This window comes from Bradyrhizobium barranii subsp. apii (assembly GCF_011516635.5).
GTDB lineage: Bacteria > Pseudomonadota > Alphaproteobacteria > Rhizobiales > Xanthobacteraceae > Bradyrhizobium > Bradyrhizobium barranii.
In genome coordinates, this window is record NZ_CP096255.1 from 6,699,917 (window position 1) to 6,716,331 (window position 16,415).

Annotated in this window: 15 protein-coding genes; 4 read left to right on the plus strand and 11 right to left on the minus strand. The window is 65.5% G+C overall.

Annotation, left to right across the window (positions count from 1 at the left end; genetic code table 11):
• Positions 1 to 38: 38 nt before the first annotated feature.
• The 7 genes from HAP41_RS32155 to HAP41_RS32185 form a co-directional block, all read right to left on the minus strand.
• A complete protein-coding gene (locus HAP41_RS32155) occupies positions 39 to 1,475 on the minus strand; it encodes an NAD-dependent succinate-semialdehyde dehydrogenase (protein WP_166091647.1) in 1,437 nt (478 codons plus the stop codon).
• Positions 1,476 to 1,487: 12 nt separating this feature from the next.
• The gene (locus HAP41_RS32160) at positions 1,488 to 2,135 is read right to left on the minus strand and encodes an ATP-binding cassette domain-containing protein (RefSeq protein WP_166091645.1); all 648 of its coding nucleotides are present in this window, start codon (positions 2,133 to 2,135) and stop codon (positions 1,488 to 1,490) included.
• Positions 2,136 to 2,837, minus strand: a complete 702-nt coding sequence (locus tag HAP41_RS32165; protein ID WP_166091633.1) for an ABC transporter ATP-binding protein — start codon at positions 2,835 to 2,837, stop codon at positions 2,136 to 2,138.
• The gene (locus HAP41_RS32170) at positions 2,834 to 3,577 is read right to left on the minus strand and encodes an ABC transporter ATP-binding protein (RefSeq protein WP_166091627.1); all 744 of its coding nucleotides are present in this window, start codon (positions 3,575 to 3,577) and stop codon (positions 2,834 to 2,836) included. Before HAP41_RS32170 ends, HAP41_RS32165 begins: the two co-directional genes overlap by 4 nt.
• Positions 3,574 to 4,617, minus strand: coding sequence for a branched-chain amino acid ABC transporter permease (locus HAP41_RS32175; RefSeq protein WP_166091623.1), 1,044 nt, complete (start codon positions 4,615 to 4,617; stop codon positions 3,574 to 3,576). The genes HAP41_RS32170 and HAP41_RS32175 overlap by 4 nt, the downstream gene beginning before the upstream one ends.
• Positions 4,618 to 4,620: 3 nt before the next feature.
• The gene (locus HAP41_RS32180) at positions 4,621 to 5,541 is read right to left on the minus strand and encodes a branched-chain amino acid ABC transporter permease (protein ID WP_166091617.1); all 921 of its coding nucleotides are present in this window, start codon (positions 5,539 to 5,541) and stop codon (positions 4,621 to 4,623) included.
• Positions 5,542 to 5,705: 164 nt separating this feature from the next.
• The gene (locus HAP41_RS32185) at positions 5,706 to 6,890 is read right to left on the minus strand and encodes an ABC transporter substrate-binding protein (protein WP_248577129.1); all 1,185 of its coding nucleotides are present in this window, start codon (positions 6,888 to 6,890) and stop codon (positions 5,706 to 5,708) included.
• 184 nt (positions 6,891 to 7,074) lie between these two features.
• Here HAP41_RS32185 and HAP41_RS32190 point away from each other — a divergent pair, with 184 nt between their 5' ends.
• Complete coding sequence (locus tag HAP41_RS32190) at positions 7,075 to 7,908, plus strand: MurR/RpiR family transcriptional regulator (RefSeq protein WP_166091611.1); 834 nt, start codon at positions 7,075 to 7,077, stop codon at positions 7,906 to 7,908.
• 21 nt (positions 7,909 to 7,929) lie between these two features.
• Positions 7,930 to 8,709, plus strand: coding sequence for an SDR family NAD(P)-dependent oxidoreductase (locus HAP41_RS32195; protein ID WP_166091608.1), 780 nt, complete (start codon positions 7,930 to 7,932; stop codon positions 8,707 to 8,709).
• Between the two features lie 102 nt (positions 8,710 to 8,811).
• Here HAP41_RS32195 and HAP41_RS32200 read toward each other — a convergent pair whose 3' ends face one another.
• The gene (locus tag HAP41_RS32200) at positions 8,812 to 9,903 is read right to left on the minus strand and encodes a DUF2778 domain-containing protein (protein WP_166091597.1); all 1,092 of its coding nucleotides are present in this window, start codon (positions 9,901 to 9,903) and stop codon (positions 8,812 to 8,814) included.
• Positions 9,904 to 10,552: 649 nt separating this feature from the next.
• Here HAP41_RS32200 and HAP41_RS32205 point away from each other — a divergent pair.
• Positions 10,553 to 11,077 (plus strand): FecR domain-containing protein, encoded by a 525-nt coding sequence (locus tag HAP41_RS32205; protein ID WP_166091595.1) that lies wholly within the window; start codon positions 10,553 to 10,555, stop codon positions 11,075 to 11,077.
• Positions 11,078 to 11,138: 61 nt separating this feature from the next.
• Entirely contained in the window at positions 11,139 to 13,025 is a 1,887-nt protein-coding gene (locus tag HAP41_RS32210) for a CHASE2 domain-containing protein (RefSeq protein WP_166091592.1), read from the plus strand.
• A gap of 178 nt (positions 13,026 to 13,203) precedes the next feature.
• Here HAP41_RS32210 and HAP41_RS32215 read toward each other — a convergent pair whose 3' ends face one another.
• The 3 genes from HAP41_RS32215 to HAP41_RS32225 all read right to left on the minus strand — a co-directional run bounded on the left by HAP41_RS32215 (position 13,204) and on the right by HAP41_RS32225 (position 16,308).
• Entirely contained in the window at positions 13,204 to 14,706 is a 1,503-nt protein-coding gene (locus HAP41_RS32215) for a glycosyltransferase family 39 protein (RefSeq protein ID WP_166091584.1), read from the minus strand.
• A gap of 6 nt (positions 14,707 to 14,712) precedes the next feature.
• On the minus strand, positions 14,713 to 15,846 hold the full coding sequence (locus tag HAP41_RS32220; RefSeq protein ID WP_166091576.1) for a glycosyltransferase family 2 protein: 1,134 nt from the start codon (positions 15,844 to 15,846) through the stop codon (positions 14,713 to 14,715).
• Positions 15,847 to 16,107: 261 nt separating this feature from the next.
• Positions 16,108 to 16,308: a hypothetical protein gene (locus HAP41_RS32225; RefSeq protein ID WP_166091568.1), complete on the minus strand. Its 201-nt coding sequence runs from the start codon at positions 16,306 to 16,308 to the stop codon at positions 16,108 to 16,110.
• Positions 16,309 to 16,415: the final 107 nt, after the last annotated feature.

A 16,415-nucleotide genomic window follows, 5' to 3' on the forward strand; every position in this document is an offset into this window, starting at 1 on the left:
GCCGCGCGATGATCGCGCGGCCTCGCGTGCACGCCCGCTCACACGCCCGTCTGGCTGATGAACTTGGTGTTGAAGTAGCCTTCCATCGCCTCGGTGCCACCTTCCGAGCCATAGCCGGAATCCTTGATGCCGCCGAACGGCACTTCGGGCAGTGCCAGACCAAAGCTGTTGATCGACATCATGCCGGCCTCAACCGCCGAGCCGATCGCGGCCGCCGTCTTGGCCGAGCTGGTGAAGGCGTAGGAGGCAAGGCCAAAGGGCAGCCGGTTCGCCTCCTCGACCACGTCGTCGAATGACGAGAAGCGGGAGATCAGGGCGAGCGGGCCGAACGGCTCCTCGTTCATCGCGCGCGCATCCTTCGGCACATCGCTCACCACGGTCGGCTCGAAGAAATGGCCCTTGTTGCCGACACGCTTGCCCCCGGTCTCGAGCCTGGCGCCCTTGCCGACGGCATCCTGCACCATGCCTTCGATGGCGGTGACGCGGCGCGGATTGGCGAGCGAACCCATTTTGGACTCGGGATCGAGGCCGTTGCCGACCTTGAACGCCTTGGCGCTGTCGACGAATTTGTCGACGAATTCGCGGAATACGTCGTCCTGCACCAGCATCCGCGTCGGCGAGATGCAGACCTGGCCGGCGTTACGATATTTCGCGGCCGCCAGAATCTTCGCGGCCGACGTGACGTCGGCGTCGTTGAACACGATCGCCGGCGCATGACCGCCGAGCTCCATGGTGGCGCGCTTCATGTGCAGACCCGCGAGCGCGTTGAGCTGCTTGCCGACATGGGTCGAGCCGGTGAAGGAGATTTTTCGGATCACCGGATGCGGGATCAGATATTCGGAGATCTCCGACGGCACGCCGTAGACGAGGTTGATGACGCCATCGGGCACGCCCGCGTCCGCAAACGCTCGGATCAACTGCGCGGGCGAAGCTGGTGTCTCCTCCGGCGCCTTGACGATGATCGAGCAGCCGGCGGCGAGCGCTGCGGAAAGCTTGCGCACGACTTGGTTGATCGGGAAATTCCAGGGCGTGAACGCGGCGACCGGACCGACCGGCTCCTTTATCGCGATCTGGTAGATGCCGGGGCCGCGCGCGGGGATCAACCGGCCATAGGCGCGCTTGGCCTCCTCCGCGAACCACTCGATGACGTCAGCGGCGGCCATTGCCTCCATCCTGGCCTCGCCCAGCGTCTTGCCCTGCTCCATCGTCAGCAGCGGCGCGATCTCGTCATTGCGCTCGCGCATGAGCGCGGCGGCCTTGCGCATGATCCGGCAGCGCTCGAAGGGGGCAACGTTACGCCAGACCTTGAAGCCGGCGGAAGCGGCGGCGAGCGCCTCGTCGAGATCGGATTGGCCGGCATGCGCGACGGTGCCGATCACCTCCTCGGTCGCGGGATTGCGCACCTCGATCACTTTGCCCGAATGGGCCGGGCGCCATTTGCCGGCAATGAAAAGCTGCGTGTTCGAATAGGCCAACTGAGTCTCCTTTTAGGTCGAGCTGTGACAGATGGCGTCCGCGGCGCGCGTCATCTCCGGTCCGAGATAGAGGCGGAAGCGCGGCTCGGCGGCGAGCGTCCGGAAGTCCACCATCCGCGTCACCCCGCCGCCGGCGACGAACAGGAATTGCCCGGCGATCTCGGCGAGGATGTCGAGGTGCCAGCTGGCTGTCGGATGCATGCAGAGGATGACCAGCCTGCCCTCGTCGCGCAGCTTGCGGAAGAAATCGAGCATGAAGCCGATATAGCCCTCCCGCAGGTTGAACTGCGGTTCGTCGAACAAGTGAACCAGCGGCGTTTTTGTCGGCGACGGCGCCAGCAAGGCGGACGGAATGCGCTTGCGGAACCGCCTGACCTGATAGGACTGGTGATAGTGGATCGCGAGCCGGTCGCGCTCGCGGTATTTGACACCGTGGATATCGGTGCCCGCGACCAGCACGCGCCCCGAAGTCGGCGCGTTGGAACCGGTCATCATCTCGAACAAGGTCGTCTTGCCGGCGCCGTTCGGCCCGACCACGCCGACGATACCCGGCTCCTCCAGCGACAGGTTTGCCTGAAGCGTGAACGTCGGACGGCGGATGACGCGGCCCCGTGTATAGACCTTGCGGATATCATCGAGAACGAGCAGCGGTGCGGCCACTTATTGTACTCCCAGCAAGCGCTGACGAAGCGCGCGATCATCGCGCAAGGCGGCGGCCTCGCCGGTCCAGACGATCCGGCCACGGTCGATCACCGCGGCGTGGTCTGCGACCGACAGCGCGATCTCCGCATTCTGTTCCACGACCAGCGAGGCGATCCCCTCCTCTTTCATGCGCAATATGGTCGCGAGCACATCGCCGACGATCTTTGGCGCAAGACCCTGGCTCGGCTCGTCGAACAGGACCAGTCCCGGCGAGCCGACCAGCGCGCGCGCAATGGCGACCATCTGCATCTCGCCACCCGACAGGTTCTCGCAGTCGCGCTCCATGAGATATTCGAGCGGGGAGAAGATCGCGGCGGCCTCCTTGACGCTCCAGTTGCGAAAGCGCGTGCGCTTCTGCGCGATGGTGAGGTTGCGCGCCACCGACAAGGTCGGGCACAGCCGCCGGTCGTCGGGGACCCAGCCGATGCCGGCGCGCGCGATCTCGTGGGTCGGATCGCGCGTCACGTCATGCCCGTCGAAGCGAACCGCGCCACGACGCGGCCGCGTCAGGCCGAGAATCGAACGGAGCATGGTGGTCTTGCCGGCGCCGTTCGGCCCGAGCAGTGCAAAGACCTTAGCGTGCTCGATAGCGAGCGAGGCGCCGAACAGCGCCTGGGTCTCGCCGTAGAAGGTATCGATCCCGTCCACTTCGAGGATCATGCGAACTTCCCGAGATTGGAGCGACGTACCCATTCGTTCTGCTGCAGCTCGTGCGGCGTGCCGCGCGCCACCACCTGGCCCCAATGGATGACCGAGATGCGATCGGCGAGCGAGAACAGGAATTCCATGTCGTGCTCGATGGCGACGATGGTCAGCCGGCCCTTCAGGTGCGCCACCAGAGCGGCCAGCCGCTGCACGCCGTCGGAGCCGAGGCCGGAGGTGGGCTCGTCCAGGCACAGCACGCGCGGGGCCTGCGCCAGCGCGACCGCGATCTCCAGCGCGCGGCGGTCGCCATAGGACAGGTCTTTGGCACGGATATCGCCCTTGTCGGCAAGCCCGACCGCCGCGAGCGCTTCGGATGCCTGCTCGTCAAACCTGCGGTCACCGGCTGCGGCACGGGCGATATCGAGGCCACGGGCGCGAAACGCGGGCAAGCCCATCATGACGTTGTCGCGGGCTGAGAATTCGTCGAACAGGGTCATGATCTGGAACGAGCGGGCGATGCCCTTGGCGGCGATGCGGTGCGGACTCAATCCCGTGACATCCTCGCCGCCGAGCAGGACTCGGCCGCGGCTCGGCTTCACCCTGCCGGTGAGGACGTTGAAGAAGGTGGTCTTGCCCGCGCCGTTCGGGCCCATCACGCCGTGAAACTCGCCCTCGGCCACCGCGAGATCGACGCTTTCCAGCACGACGCGATCGCCGAAGCGAACGTGCACACCTGCGGCCTCGATCATGCTCATCGCCCGCCCCCGACCAGCAGTCGCATCGCGGACGTGCCGCGCCGCCGCAACGCGTTGAGTGAATGCTGCTGCACGGCGGCCGAGAGCGCGCCCGCGATGCCTTCCGGGCGGAACAGCACGATCGCAATGAACAGCAGACCGAAATAGAGCATCCAGGCATTGGTCAGCGCGCCGATCACGTCGCGGGCGGTGAGGAAGAGAAACACGCCGATCACCGGCCCCCAGAAGCTGACGAGCCCGCCACCGACCAGCGTCATCATCACGACGTAGCCGGATTGATGCAGGCTCATGACGTCAGGGAATGCGGCGAGCTGCGCCATCGCGAACAGTCCGCCGGCAAAACCGGACACGGCCGCCGACAGCGCGAACACCGATGCCTTGTAGAGCCACACGTTATAGCCGAGATGAGCGGCGCGAACCTCGCTCTGCCTGATCGCAGCGACCACGCGGCCATAGGGCGAGTGCACCAGCCGCCACAATACGGCGGTACCGACCGCGAAGACCGCGAGCACGAAATAGTAGAACGCGACATTGTCGGTGAGATCGAACGACACCAGCCCGAAATCGGCCGGCAAACGCTTGATCTTGAGAAGCCCATCCTCACCGCCGGTGATCCGGTGCGACTTGATCGCCAGCGTCCAGAAGATCTGGCCGAATGCGATCGTCATGAAGGCATAGTAGATGCCGCGCCGGTGCGAGATGAACAGCGCCACCAGCACGCCGGCAACCCCCGCGACCACGGCCGCCGCAGCGAGACAGATCCAGAGATTGGCGACAATGTCGAGCTGGCAGAGCCCGAACGCATAGGCGCCGATGCCGAAATAGGCGCCATGTCCGAACGAGGGAAGTCCGGCCGTGCCCAGCACCAGGTTGAACGCAAGCGCATAGAGCGACCAGATCAGGATCTCGATCCCGAGATAGGGATAGAGCCCGATCCGCGTGATCCACAGCGGCACCGTTGCAAGCACGAGCCAGAGCACCAGCATCGTCGGCGTGACGAGGCGCGCAGCGTCGGATGACGATTTTGATCCCACAATCATTCCCTAGGCCTCGAGCACGCTCTTCTTGCCCCACAGGCCGCGCGCACGGAACGTCACGACGGCAACGAGCAGGATGTACATCGACAACAGCGACCATTCGGACGCGTAAGCGCCGGCAAGGCCGACACAGAGTCCGACCAGCAACCCCGCCACGACCGCGCCCCAAAAGCTGCCGACGCCGCCGAGCACGATCACCAGGAAGGCGGGGATGACGGCATCGACGCCCATATGCGGACGAATGCCCCAGATCGGCGCGACGATGATGCCCGCGATCGCGGCCAGCATCGTGCCGAACACGAACACCAGCAGCCGCAATCGCGACAGGTTGATGCCGAGCGCGCGGACGATCTCGCTGTCATGGGCACCGGCCTTGACGGTTGCGCCGAATGAAGTCTTTTCGATCAACAGCCAGACCAGGCCGATGATCCCGGCCGCGATGCCCGCCGCGTAGAAACGATAGGTCGACCAGATCAGATCGCCGAACAGGAAGCCGCCATTGATGGCGGACGGCACCTGGAGCACATAGTCACGCGTGCCCCAGACAAGGCGGATCAACTCCTCGATCACCATCGCGGCGCCGAAGGTCAGGAGAAGCCCGTACAGCGGGTCCTTGCCATAGGTACGCCGCATGCAGAGCTCGATCAGCATGCCGACGAGACTCACGATCACGGGTGCGATGACGAGCGTCGCGGCATAGCGCCAGCCCAGCGGGAGCGCGAGCCACACCTTCGCAAGATCGGCCGGCAATGGCGGGCGCGGTCCGGTGAGCTGCATGGCGACATAGGCCCCGAGCGCGAACAGGGACCCATGCGCAAGGTTGATCTGCTCCATCAGCCCGACAATGAGCATGAAGCCGAGCGCGATCAGCGCGAACAACAGGCCGAGCGTCAGGCCGTTCAGGAGATGCGGAAGAAGGTCGAACAAGGTATTGGCTCTCGCAACTGGCATTGGTCACCCAGGCGTCGATGGCCCGGGCCTGCGGCGCGCGACATGCGCGCCGCTCGTTCCACGACGCGACGCACCGTCTCTAGGAGTCGACGGTCGGCACCTGCTCGTAGGGCGTGAGCTTGCACTTGCCGGGTGCGGCGTCATCGGCGGCGGATTTCGGCTCGGTCCAACTGATGATCTCGAACAGATCGGTGTTGTCGGCCGGCTTGGCGTTGCGTCGCGCCAGATAGATCGTCTGCTGCATCTGATGCGTCACGGGATCCATGTAGGCGTCGAAATGCTGCATGCGGTCCGTCGCCGAGACCTTGAGGTTCTCGATCTCCTTGATGATCTTGACGTTGTTGGTCGACCCTGCCCGCTCGATCGCACGGAGCAATTCGCGCGTCGCGCATATAGCCGTTGTAGGAGACGTTGCCTGGCACCGGGATCGGGCCGTCCTTGTTGGCGGCCTGCCATTTCTTGACAAAATCGGCGACGCCGGGCAGTTGCAGCTTGTGATACCAGGTCGTGCCGAACACGCCGAACAGGCTGTCGGGCGCGCCCCAGACATCGGGCCAGTCCTGCTGGTTGTTGATCCAGGCCGGCTTGCCGTCGAGCTTGAGCTGCGCCACCTGCTCGCGTAGCGCCTTGATGTCGTCACCGCCGATCGCAGTCGCGACCACGTCGGGTTTCGCCTGCTGGATCTTCAGGAGGTAGGCGGTGAAGTCGCGGGTGTTCTGCGGCACCAGGAGATTGTCGATGATCTTGCCGCCGGCCGCCTCGACTTGCGCCTTGGTCGCGGCAGACGTCGTGTGACCCCAGACGTAATCGTTGGTCAGCAGCATCCAGTTCTTGCCGATGGAATCGACCGCGTTCTTGACCGACGCCTTGGAAAAATTGGTGCCGTTGCCGTCCCACACGAATTTCACACGTGAGCAGTTCTCCCCGGCCTCGCTCGGCGCGGAGGAATTGGTGTTCATGTAGATCACGCCGTATTTGCTGGCGACCTGGGTGATGGCGTTGGCGACGCCGGAATGCAGCGCGCCGATCAGGATAGTGCAGTCCTCGCGGGTGATGAATCGTTCGGCGACGCGGCTGCCTGTCGCCGGCGTCGTTTCAGTATCCGCAGTGATGAACGAGACCTGGCGGCCGAGCACGCCGCCTTTGGCGTTGAACTCGTCGATCGCCATCTTGATGCCGCGGAAATCATCCTGGCCGCTGTTGCCGTATTGGCCGCTGGCGCCGCAGGTCAGGCCGAGCTTGATCGGCTTGGCGCCTTGCGCCCACGCGTGATTCTCTTTCCACGGCCCAAAGAAGCTGCCGGTGCCGCCGATGACGCTGGCCATCAAGCTGCCCTTCAGAACGCTTCGCCGTGAGATCTGACGCCCTCTCATCGTTTCCTCCCGTTTTCGAAGTCTTTTGCTTTTTTGTGCCATTAGAATATTCATTCCATTTGTTATGTAAAGTAGAATATTTGATCCAAACGGTGAAATGCCGTTAAACAGGCGACCGATCCGGAGACCCGAGACGATGAACAAGGCACAAGGCGCGATGAGCTACGACGAGCTGCGCGGCGCCATTGCGCTGCGGCACCGGGCGCTATCCGGCCGGCTGCAGCAGATCGCGGAGTTCGTGCTCGATCACCCGACCGATGTCGCGCTCGGCACCGTGGCCGAGGTGGCGCAGCGCTCGGGCGCGCCGCCCTCGGCGATCGTTCGCTTCGCCCATGCGCTCGGCTTTGGTGGCTTCACCGAGATGCAGCAGGTGTTCCGCTCCCGCCTCGTCGCCGGCGTCGCGCCGAGCTACAAGGCGCGGCTCGCGCGCATGAAGAGCGAGGAGAAATCGGTGCTCGGCCGCCAGCCCGCCGCGGTGCTGTCCCGCTTCGTCTCGGAGGCGCAATCGTCGCTGGTGACGCTGAGCCAGTCGGTGCATGCGCGCGAGCTCGACGCGGCAACTGCGATCCTTGCGAAAGCGCGCGACATCTATCTGCTCGGCCTCGGCGGCTCGTTTCCGGTTGCGACCCACCTCGCCTACGTGCTGCGCAAGCTCGGACGCCGCGTCGTCCTGCTCGACGGCACGGGCGGCAGCATCCACGAGCAGTCGCATGCCGCAACCACGGAGGACGCGCTGGTCGCGATCAGCTTCCGGAACTACTATCCGGATACGGCTCGGCTGTTTCCCGAACTCGTTGCGCGAGGCGTGCCCACGATTTCCATCACCGACAGTCTCTTGAGCCCGATCGTCGAAGGCGCGAGCGTCGTGTTCGAGATCCAGGACATGCCCGAGCCGGCGCTGCGCACGCTGGTCGCGCCGATGTGCCTCGTGCAGGCGATGGCGATCGGGCTCGATCTCGCGGCGGACTGACATTCACAACAGGAGAAGATCATGGCTGCACATGACGGGAAAGTATTGTCAGGACAGGTCGCGCTGGTGACCGGCGCGGGGCGCGGACTCGGACGCGCCTTTGCGGAGAAGCTCGCCGCGCTCGGCGCCGACGTCGCCATCCACGGCATGCGCGAGAACGGGCCGGCGGAATATGGCGAGGGCACCACCCTCACCGCGGTCGCCGCAGAGATCGGCCAGCAATTCGGCGTCCGCAGCCAGCGCGTGCTCGGCGATCTCACCAGGGGCAAGGACATCGCGCGCGTGATCGCCGAGACGGAAGCAGCCCTCGGCCCGATCGACATTCTTGTGCACAATGCCGGCGGCGACATCGCAGCCGCCGGCGGCAAGCCGGACCCGAACGACGCGGTGAACATCAAGGAGGCCGATGTGCGCGCGGTGCTGGAGCGCAATTTGCTCTCGACCATCCTGACCTGCCAGGCGGTCGCGAAGGGAATGATGGAGCGGCGGCGCGGCCGCATCGTCACGCTCGGCTCGGTCGCCGCGTTCAAGGGCCGCACCCAGGGCTCGATCTATGCGGTGTCGAAGGCCGGCGTAACCCACTACACGCGATGCCTGGCCGACCAGCTCCGCGCTTACGACATCGCCGTCAACTGCATCGCGCCCGGCGATACCCGCACCGGCCGTTTCCTCGGCACGCGCGCGGTGGACCCCGACAGGATGGTCGAGACCGGCACGCTCGACCGCATCGCGACCGTCGATGAGGTCGCGCGCGTCGTCGAGTTCTTCGCAGGTCCCATGGGCGCCTTCGTCTCGGGCTAGGTGCTCAGGATCGACGGCGGCGGACAATGCTGGCCAGGCTAAATCAGAAAAGAAAAGGGCCGCTGCAAGCGGCCCTTTGAGATCATCGCGAATTGACTGAGATCACTCGACCCGCGCCAGCACCGCGAGCTTGCGGATGCCCTTGTTACGGTAGGCGTCGAGGAAAGCGTAATAGTCCTTGAACGACACGCAGCCGTTGGAATCGCCGTTCGGCCCGAGCATGAAGGTGTGGGCGAGCAGGCCGTCGCGGCCGTAGATCGCGCTCTCGCCGCCGATCGGGGTCAGGCGCAGCGCCGGCACGCCATGGAACAGCGCTTCGCGCGGCTTCAGCGTGTAGATGTGCGGCGGCGTCACGCCGCGCATGCGGACACGCGAGGAGCGCGGATCGTCGAGATTGGAGCCGAGGCCGGAATGCGCCTCGAGCTTGGTGCCGTCGGGCAGGTAAACCATCTTGGCGGTGATGTCGTAGACCGCCGTGTCGCGCTCATAGGGCGCCGAACCGCCGAGCATGGGGTTCTGCTCCCTCGGCGCGATGGACGCGGTCACGCTGGCATCAGCCGAGGCATAGGCCAGCAGCCCGCCGGACGGCTCGCGCTTGCCCCATAGCTTCTCGACCATCGACTGGCGCGGACCGGTGATCGACATCACCGCGGCCTTGGCGCGATCGGCAAACGATTTCGGCTTCGCCTCGGGCGCCGGCACGATCTCGGCCGGATCGGCCGAAGCCAGCTGCATCTGCGCATCCGGCGCACGCTTGGCCTTGTCCGCAGACTTGTCAGCAATCTTGGCCGGCGCCGCCGGCTTCAGCGCGTCCGCGACCTTCGCGATCACGCTCTGCTTGGGGGCGTCCTTCAACGCTTCCTTGGCGACGGCGACCTGGGTTGCGGGCGCGGCGCTCGCGTTCGACGCAACGCCCTGGGTCGCAGCCGCGGCAAAGCGCTCGTTGAACATCTCGCGCGAGATCGGGGCTGCGACCTGAAGCCGGTCGGGCAGCAGCGCAAAGGTGTCCCTGATGGCCTCGCCAGCCTCACGCAGCGCCACCCTGGGCGCGCGCTTGATCACGGGCTCGTCGTAGCCAATGCTGCCGACGGTCGGATAGACGCTGGCGCCGAGGACGTTGCTGTAGATGGTCCAGCCGGCGCCCATCACGACGCAGCCGATCGCCGTGGCGCCCAGCCAATTGGTGGTGGTCATTTTCCGGGAAGGCTTCCGAAGTGATTCTTGGACTTCCGTGCCGCGTTACTCTGCGCAGCGATACTCGTACTCATTCGCCTTGCGTCCAGGACGGTGTCACTCAGTCCCCCTTCGAAGTGCCGCTGGTCACGATCCGGGAACAGCATCTCGCAGGAGGTCGGAGCGTCATTAAGGCGACTTTTAGTTAAATGCAGATTAAGTTCGGGCAGATGTGAGGCACCGCGTTAACGCTGTCCCATTTCGAGAAAAAAGTCCGCAGAACTACGGACTTAGCAGCATCTGTTAACTATAATTCTCGGCCGGTTCGGCGCGTTCGACGGACGTCACAGGCCGCCCCTCTAAGGCCATCCAACCAAGTCGTTTTCGTGGTCTTCAATACCCGGACAATAGCGGGGAAGCGTTGCGCGAGGCTGGTGCGCGCTGCCCTCTCCAGCGGGTGTCAGCAGGGTGGCGGCAGAGCCCGTCCCACATCGCGCACAGAGTGCTCACGCGGCACGACGCCCTGACTGAAAGTTGATCGCGCCGGACTGGAAAAGACCGCACCGAGGAAATACCTGCGAGAGCGGCACTTTTCAGCAGCCTCTGCGTGTGATACGGTACCGTATCAACATCGCTTTGAACTGTGCCAAGCACGCAAACGGAGGCTGGCATGAGAGGGATCGCGGGCGCCGGTATTTTCGCTCTGGCGTGGTTGTTTCAGTTGATCGGGTCTGCGAATGCACAGCCGGCTGTCAATGTCGGCTGCACGGCATCGCCATCGGCTGCGGGCACGCAAGTCTGGCGCTGCGACAACGGCATCACCATCGTTGCGGAAAACGGCGCCAGATTTGAACTTAAGGACGCCAACCGCGACGGACATATTGACTCCGTGGAGTTGAGCAGCAAGGCGCTGCTGATCGAGGTGCCCAAGAAGCCCGGCGGCAATCCCTTCAAGGTGCTGACGCCGCAGGCGATCGCCGCAGTGCGCGGGACCAAATGGGCCGTCGATGTCGCTGAGGCCAAGACCGCGGTCTTCGTTGCTGACGGCCGTGTCGGTGTGAGCCGCAGGGCTCGTGGACGCGGCGTCGTGCTCGGACCGGGCCAAGGCGTCGATGTCGAGGCAACGGGCTCGTTGACCGTCAAGACCTGGGGCCAGCCGCGCGTCGACGCGCTGATGGCAAGACTGGGTCAATAAGGCCTGGACAATTAAGGCCCGCGCAGCAACGCCCGGGCGACAAAGAAGATTGCATTACGTAATGACTAGACGCGTTCAGATTCTGGTGGCACTCGTCCTCACCGCGCTGTGGGGTGCCGGCATCTATGCCGGCCACGCCAACGGTCATCTGCGCTTTCTTGATCGGCTCGAGGCGACGCTGACGGATTGGCGGACCCAGGTCCGCGGCGTGCAGGCTCCGCCCGATCTCGTCACCATCGTCGCAATCGACGACACCGTCGTGAAACGCGGCGGCAGCTATCCGCTGCCGCGCGCCGATCTCGCGCGCGTCGTCGACACCATCGTGCAGTTCAAGCCGAAGGTCGTCGCGATCGACCTGCTGCTGGTCGACCGCAGCGCTGCGATCGGCGACGCGACGCTGGCCAACACGCTCGCCACCGGTCCCATGGTGCTCGCCGCCGCGGCGATCTTCCCGACCGCCAGCGAGACCGTGGAGCCGGGCACCCAAGGTCCCCTCGCCGCGCTGCCACAGGCCGAGCGCTTCCTGCTGCCGCTGCCCCCCTTCGCCGATCACGCCGAGGTCGGAGTCGTCAACGTCGCGACGGGGCAGTCGGGCTCGCCACTTTCGGTGCCGATGCTGTTCCGGACCCGCGACAAGGTCGAGCTGTCATTTCCCTTGCGCGTCGCGGCGCGCGCGCTCGACAAGCCGCTGACGATCGCGCCGGATCATCTCATGCTCGGCGATCGCGCGGTCTCGACCGACAGCGATTTCGCGCTGCCGATCACCTATTACGGCCCGCGCCGCACCATCCGCACCGTCAGCGCGCAGAGCATCTTCGACGGCACGCTCAATCGCGCGGCGATCGAGAACCGCATCGTCGTGATCGGCGCCGCGGTCGCCGGCGGCGGCGACTTCTATCCGACACCGTTCGATTCCCTGATGCCCGGCGTCGAGGTGATCTCGACCGCGATCACCCATCTCGTCTCCGGTGACGGCATCGTGCGCGACCGCAAGGTCCACATCGCCGACGCGCTCACCGCGATCCTTTTGCCGATGCTGCTGGTCGGCCTGCTCGCCTGGCGGCGCAGCGCGCCCGGCATCATCGCGGCAGCCGCGGTGATGATCGCCTGGGCCGGGCTCAATCTGTTCGCCTTCACGCACGGCGTTTGGCTGAACGCCGCGACGACACTTGCCGCCGCGGTGCCGCCGGTCGCGGTCTTTGCCGGCGTGCAGCTGTGGGCCGGCGGCCGCCGCACGCAATATTTTGCCGCCAAGAGCAGGTCGCTGGCGCAATTCCAGGCGCCCGCCGTGCAGGAATGGCTGACGCGCGATCCGAATTTCCTGTCCAGGCCGGTCCGGCAGGATGCGGCCGTCGTCTTCATCGATCTCTCCGGTTTCACGACGCTCAGCGAACGGATCGATCCGGACGAGCTGCAGCATCTGCTGAGGGCATTTCACGCGCTGATCGACAAGGCCGCAGTCGATTGCGGCGGCCTGATCACCGGCTTTCTCGGCGACGGCGCCATGATCCTGTTCGGACTGCCACACGCGATGCCCGACGACGCGGCGCGCGCGCTGCAATGCTCGATCGACCTGTATCGCAGCGTCGATCGCTGGATCGCTTCGCTGCCGCCTGCCCTCCGCGGCCAGCTCGGTTTCAAGATCGGCGCGCATTTCGGCCCGATCATCGCCTCCCGCCTCGGCGAAAGCCACCAGCACATCACGGCGACGGGCGACACGGTCAACGTCGCGAACCGCTTGATGGAGGTTGCCGCCCAGAACTGTGCGCGGCTCGCGCTGACCGATACGCTGCTTGATGCGGCCGACTTCCACGGCGCTCCCGACGGCATTCTGTCAGGCCCCCTGCTCACGCAGGTCCGCGGCCGCTCCGGCGTCGTGACCGTCTGGTTCTGGCGCGACCAGAACGGGCCGAGCCAGGCCACCGCCAGGGCCGAGATGATCGACTAGCCGATGCGGCACGCCACACACTCCGCCGTCGTCCCCGCGAACGCGGGGACCCATACCCACAGGGAGAAGTTTGGCGAAGGCTGCTAGTGAGCGGCTTTTTCGCGCGGTACAGGCACCTGCGTTCATCGACAGACCACGCGGTATGGGTCCCCGCATTCGCGGGGACGACGATCGAGAGCTACCGCGCTTCCGGCGGCGGCGAGCGGTCGAGCACGTCGCCCTTGGCGCCTTCGAGCAGATCAATGCCGTAGGTCTCGATCACGAGCGGCCCGCGCTTGCGCTGCAATTGCGCAATTTGCGTCACCTTCGCGAAGAGCTCGTCGAGGGCGGTATGGCCGCCCGGGCGCAGCTCGTCGACAGAGATCAGCTTGCCGGCAAGCAGCTTTGGATCGGGCTCGGGCATGTTGACCCAGCGGATGCGCTGGTTCTGCTGCAGCACGCAGATGCCGCGCGGCAAGTAAAAGGCGAGCCAGCCCGTGGTGCCGTAGTCCTGCGCGAGCACGCAGGTCGCGCCACTGCGCACGCGCGCCGCTTCGATCTCGGCGGCGAGCTCGCGCCAGCCGACGCCGACGCTGCGCACCGTCGCGTCGCGGCGATAGCCCGACAGCCAGCCGGTGTTGGCCTGCACGATCAGCGCGGCAAACATCACGATGCCCACGGGCGCGGCCCAGCGCAGGCAGAAATCCACCAAGCGGCGCGCGCGTGGTTGCCACGGCACGAGATTGGCGGCGGCGGCCGCGGCAACGATGAAGGGCGGATAGACCGGCGCGAACCAGTTGGCCTCGACGCGGGCATGCAGCGAATGCCAGACGAAATAGACAACGATGGTCCAGAACAGCGTCTCGATCAGCAAACGCGAGGCCAGCGCGCCGGCCCGGCGCCAGGTCAGCGCGTGCAGGCCCATCGCGCCGAGGATGAAGACCAGCGGCGTTGCGAAGGCGATCTGGGTCGGGATCAGCTCGGCGATGAAGACGGGACGGAAGTCCTCGATCTTCGCGCGGCCGAGCTGCTTTACGAACGAGACCCATTGATGATCCGCATTCCACAGGATCACCGGTGAGAACAGCGCGAACGCAACGAGACCGCCGAGATAGGGCCAGGGCGAGAGGAACCAGCGCCGCAGTTTCGGCACGGCCGCAAGCCAGATCAGGATCGCGGCGCCAAAGAACATCGCGGTGTATTTCGACAGCAGCGCCGCGCCGACCGCCGCGCCGACGGCGAGCCACCAGACGCCGCGGCCGGTCTCCAGCACCTTCGCGAGGAAGAACAGCACGAAGCTGGAGGCAACCAGCAGCGGCGCATCCGGCGTCACGATCAGCGTGCCGACCGAGGCCATCATGGTCACGTTGAGCAGGATGGCGCTGGTCGCAGCCACCCGCGCGCCGCCGAACAGGATGGCGGCGGAGCGGTAGATCGCGTAGCTCATCGGCAGCGCGAGCAGGATCGAGAACACGCGGACGCCGAGCTCGGTGTCGCCGGCGATCATGGTGCCGGCGCGGATCACATAGGCGACCATCGGCGGGTGGTCGTAATATCCCCCGGCGAGGTTCTTCGACCACATCCAGTAATAGGCTTCGTCGAAGGTGATCGGCGTGAACGCGGCCGCAACCAGCCGCAAGCCGACCAGCGCGACGATCACCAGCGCGGTATTGCGGACAATCCGCGCGTCAGCCCCGCCCATGTCGAGCTATTTCTTGCGCCAGACGAACAGTCCGGACATCGCGTAGTTCCACACCACGCCCATCAGCGCGCCGGCCATGCCGGCCAGCCACCAGATCGGCTCCTGGTCGTAGACCGAGAAGGCGACGCCGACATTGGCGAGCAGCCCGACGCTGCACACGATGTAGAAGGCGATCAGGCCGCGCAGCAGCGCAAAGCCCTTCAGCCGCTGGTCGCGATAGGTGAGGAAGTTGTTGAGGACGAAGTTGCTGGTCATGGCGACGACGGCGCCCGCGGCCTGCGCCTCCGCGAACGGCGCCTTGAATAGCTGAAGGGCGATGAACAGCGTCGTCAGATGCACCACGAGGCCAATGCCGCCGACCATCGCGAACAGGATGAAGCGCAGCGAGACAGCATCGTTGGTGAACTTGGCCAGCACCAGGCCGAGAAAATCCAGTGCGACCATGGAATCGAGCTTGCTCTCGCCGTGCTGGCGCTCACCGAACGTGTAGGGAATTTCAACGGCTCGCAAGCTACCGTTCGCGCTCGCGACGAGGTCGAGCAGGATCTTGAAGCCGTGCACCGACAGTTTCGGAGCCAACTCCTCGAAACGGTCGCGCCGAACCATGAAGAAGCCGCTCATGGGATCGGCGATCTCGACCCGCAACGCCTTCCTGGCGAGTTCGGTCGCAAGCGCGCTGGCGCCGGCGCGCTGCTTGTTGAAGCCTTCGCTCTTGTAGCCCTCGATATAGCGGCTGCCGACGACGAGATCGGCCTGGTCGCTTGCGAGCAGCAACAGCATCTTCGGCAGTTGCGTCTCGTCGTGCTGGAGGTCGGCATCGATCACGGCCACATAGGGCGCGCTGGAGGCCAGGATGCCCTCGATGCAGGCGCCCGACAGGCCGCGGCGGCCGATGCGACGGACACAGCGCACGCGGTTGTCGCGCTGCGCCAGCGCGCGCACGACGTCCCAGGTGCCGTCGGGCGAATTATCGTCGACGAACACGACTTCCCAGGCGACGTTGGCGAGCGTCGCCTCCAGCCGCCGGTATAGCACCGTGACGTTGTCGCGCTCGTTGAACGTCGGGACGATGACCGACAGTTCCGGCGCCTCTTGAGCCTGCGGGGGAGTGCCGGAGCCCGGTCTGATCGCTTCATTCATGACGGCAGCGTATATCCGCCGCGTCCTGCGCTGCCAAGACGTTGCGCTACCGAGCCGGGGGTCTCTGGGGAAAGGCCCAAAAAGGGCCCAAAAATGCCAACGACCCCGGAACGGCAGACCGCGCGTACATCCGGCGCAAGTCCTAGCTATTCCAAGGTCGTCCCAGCGCCGGAGTTTCCCCTCAACGTCGCCGTTATAAGTTAGATAGGTACGGCAAAACCGCTTCGCAAGGGGGCATAGCGGCCCTTTTTCAGATCCTTGCTAGTTCGGGACTTCCTTGATCACCGGCCCACGCGGCGCGGGGGCGGCCGGGACTGCGGGCGCTGCCGCTGGAGCCGGCTCGACCTTTGCCGGCCTGGGCGGCTTGCCGTACTGGCCGATCGGCCCCAATACGACGGCGACCGCAAGCACGATCGCCGCGACGATCGCGCCCAGAATGCCACCCACCGACTCAGACGACATGGAAGCCCCATCCCTGTTCCAGATGCCTCCAGTGATACCATGGATGCGCGCGGAGCTGGAAGAGCCCCCCGCGGAGGGGCGAATAGCGAATGGCTCGTCGCGAATGA

Bases quoted from the DNA above. Each gene is read 5' to 3' on its own strand.
- HAP41_RS32165 (WP_166091633.1), bottom strand. From the start codon at position 2,837: ATGATCCTCGAAGTGGACGGGATCGATACCTTCTACGGCGAGACCCAG.
- HAP41_RS32170 (WP_166091627.1), bottom strand. From the start codon at position 3,577: ATGAGCATGATCGAGGCCGCAGGTGTGCACGTTCGCTTCGGCGATCGC.
- HAP41_RS32175 (WP_166091623.1), bottom strand. From the start codon at position 4,617: ATGATTGTGGGATCAAAATCGTCATCCGACGCTGCGCGCCTCGTCACG.
- HAP41_RS32185 (WP_248577129.1), bottom strand. From the start codon at position 6,890: ATGGCCAGCGTCATCGGCGGCACCGGCAGCTTCTTTGGGCCGTGGAAA.
- HAP41_RS32190 (WP_166091611.1), top strand. From the start codon at position 7,075: ATGAACAAGGCACAAGGCGCGATGAGCTACGACGAGCTGCGCGGCGCC.
- HAP41_RS32195 (WP_166091608.1), top strand. From the start codon at position 7,930: ATGGCTGCACATGACGGGAAAGTATTGTCAGGACAGGTCGCGCTGGTG.
- HAP41_RS32200 (WP_166091597.1), bottom strand. From the start codon at position 9,903: ATGACCACCACCAATTGGCTGGGCGCCACGGCGATCGGCTGCGTCGTG.
- HAP41_RS32205 (WP_166091595.1), top strand. From the start codon at position 10,553: ATGAGAGGGATCGCGGGCGCCGGTATTTTCGCTCTGGCGTGGTTGTTT.
- HAP41_RS32210 (WP_166091592.1), top strand. From the start codon at position 11,139: ATGACTAGACGCGTTCAGATTCTGGTGGCACTCGTCCTCACCGCGCTG.
- HAP41_RS32215 (WP_166091584.1), bottom strand. From the start codon at position 14,706: ATGGGCGGGGCTGACGCGCGGATTGTCCGCAATACCGCGCTGGTGATC.
- HAP41_RS32220 (WP_166091576.1), bottom strand. From the start codon at position 15,846: ATGAATGAAGCGATCAGACCGGGCTCCGGCACTCCCCCGCAGGCTCAA.
- HAP41_RS32225 (WP_166091568.1), bottom strand. From the start codon at position 16,308: ATGTCGTCTGAGTCGGTGGGTGGCATTCTGGGCGCGATCGTCGCGGCG.